Annotated in this window: 1 protein-coding gene; it reads left to right on the top strand. The window is 67.9% G+C overall.

Features of this window, described 5'->3' with window-relative positions:
* Positions 1-121: 121 nt before the first annotated feature.
* Positions 122-1,070: IS481 family transposase (locus RNC47_RS35940; protein ID WP_311605042.1), on the top strand; the 949-nt coding region annotated here is incomplete at its 3' end.

Raw genomic sequence — 1,070 nt, 5'->3', positions numbered from 1 at the left:
TGTTCTGTCTCGGGAGGTTGTGGACGGTGATGGAGGTCTCGGCTGTGGGTTCTTGAATGGGTGAGGGCCTTCCGGGTTCGGTGTGGATTGCGACGTCTCCACCGACCTTGAGAAGGCCCTCATGCACCACCGTAATGCCCCGCTGACCGAGACCGGGCGCCTGCGTCTGGCCCGCTGCGTCGTGGAGGACGGCTGGCCCCTTCGTCGGGCCGCTGAACGCTTCCAGGTCTCCCCGACCACGGCCCAACGCTGGGCCGACCGCTACCGCCGCTTCGGTGAGGCCGGGATGGCCGACCGATCCTCCCGTCCCCACGCGAGCCCCGGACGGACTCCGACCCGCACCGAACGACGGATCATCAAGGTCCGCCTCGCACGTCGGTGGGGCCCGGCCCGCATCGCGCACCTGCTCCATCTGGTGCCTTCGACCGTGCACCGTGTGCTGACCCGCTACCGGCTGGCCCGCCTGGCCCATCTCGACCGTGCCACCGGCCGCGTCATACGCCGCTACGAACGCGAGACACCCGGCGAACTCGTGCACGTGGACATCAAGAAGCTCGGGAACATCCCCGACGGCGGCGGCCACAAGGTCCTCGGCCGGGCCGCCGGACGAAAGACCCGCTCCGCCGCCGGCTACAGCTACCTCCACACCGCCGTCGACGACCACTCCCGCCTCGCCTACAGCGAAATCCTGGCGGACGAACGCAAAGAGACCGCTGTCGGCTTCTGGGCCCGAGCCCAGGCGTTCTTCACCAGCGTCGGGATCACCGTTGAACGCGTCCTGACCGACAACGGCTCCTGCTACAAGTCTCACCTGTGGCGCGACACCCTCGCCACGGCCGGGATCACCCACAAGCGCACCCGGCCCTACCGGCCCCAGACCAACGGCAAAGTCGAACGCTTCAACCGCACCCTGCTCGACGAATGGGCCTACGCCCGCCCCTACCGATCAGAGCAAGAACGACGCGACGCCTTCCCCAACTGGCTCCACACCTACAATCACCACCGCGGACACACCGCACTCAAAGGCCAACCACCCGCCAGCCGCGTCCCCAACCTCACAGGGCAATACA

The sequence above is a fragment of the Streptomyces millisiae genome, from assembly GCF_031845425.1.
Taxonomy (GTDB): Bacteria; Actinomycetota; Actinomycetes; order Streptomycetales; family Streptomycetaceae; genus Streptomyces; species Streptomyces millisiae.
Note: the sequence above shows the minus strand (reverse complement) of the source record. Positions and strands in the feature narration are given on the sequence as shown.